Source organism: Bacillus sp. J14TS2, assembly GCF_018333015.1.
Taxonomy (GTDB): Bacteria; Bacillota; Bacilli; order Bacillales; family Bacillaceae_C; genus Lederbergia.
The window spans coordinates 1-1,352 of record NZ_BORE01000043.1 but is presented as its reverse complement, the minus strand read 5'-3'; the positions used below and the strand labels follow the sequence as shown (position 1 = coordinate 1,352).

Here is a 1,352-nt window from a genome sequence, read left to right as displayed (position 1 = left end):
GTTACCTGAGATTGGTAGCCGGTTTGCGAGGTCCGCGTGTAGTTTCGGGTGACATACAGCTGCTGATTATTAGCGCAGGTATAGGTATCTGTGCTTTTGTCATAAGCCATGTTTTCGCGATATTTGATGTCCTTTTTAAAAGAAGCTTTTTTCTTACGTTCATGATTTTGCGGTTTGATATAGGCCGTCTGCTTTTGCTTCTTTAAATAGTCATAATTTTCTTCGCTTTCATATCCAGAATCCGCGACGATATGTCGATACGTGAAAGGGAGATTTCCCTTTACATATTGAAGCATCGGGATCAACGTCGCCGTGTCGTTACGGTCGGAAAAGACATCTATTCCCACGATAAATTCTGCATCTACAGCGGCTTGGACATTGTAAGCTGGTTTGAGCTGCCCATTCCGCATATGATCCTCTTTCATTCGCATAAACGTGGCGTCATGGTCCGTTTTGGAATAGCTGTTTCGCTTCTCTCCCATAATCTGATTGGAAGCATCGTAGTGTTCTTTGCGCTGAAGCATTTCCAATACTTGTTCATGGTAACGTTGAAGGACAGTTTTCCTTTTCCCTTTTCCGTAAACAAACGTGATGATTTCTTCTTCCTGTACTTTCTTCAGGAACTTGAGAACCTTTTTCAAATCTTCTAAAAAGGTCTCATAAGGACTTGTGAATACCTGACAGTACGTCGTATTCATCTGTTCTAAGAGGTCTTGCCATTTTAAGTACAGGTTGGCTTCATGCTTTGTAACCGCCTTTTTCCATACGAAGGAATATCGGTTGGCAGAGGCTTCGATTTTCGTCCCATCTATATAGACCGTTTCCCCGGTGATGGCATCCTGCTGGTAGAGCCACGCTACTTGTTGAAAGAATAGCTGTTCCATCACGGTATCCGTCAGATATCTTTGCTTGAATCGACTGATGGTCGAATGATCAGGAGCTGCATATCCTTGAAGAAGCCAGCGAAAATTGATATCCCGGCGACATGCTTTTTCTATCTCCCGGGAAGAATAGATTTTTTGGGAGGCTGCGTAGGTGATGACCTTAAACAGAATGACTGGATCGACCGCCGGTTTTCTCCCTTTTCGGGAGTATGCCTGTAATAGCCCTTTATAATCCATCCTTTCACATAAGAGGCAGTGGAGTCGGACCGAATCATCCGCAGGTATCATTTCTTCTACATCCATCGGTAAATATAATTGATAATTACCTGATGTTTGCGTATACTGGGGTTGTGTTATTTTTTTACTTGTCATAAATTAATAATACACGAGAGCAGACCCTTTGTGGTCTGTTTTTTTGTGCACAAAAAAACTGTTGCACGATCAGTTACCTGATTGTGCAACAGCTCC

At 42.8% G+C, this 1,352-nt stretch carries 1 protein-coding gene; it reads right to left on the bottom strand.

What is annotated here, in order from left to right; genetic code table 11:
- Positions 1-1,172: IS1182 family transposase (locus KI375_RS26950; protein WP_212976435.1), on the bottom strand; the 1,172-nt coding region annotated here is incomplete at its 3' end.
- Positions 1,173-1,352 lie beyond the last annotated feature (180 nt).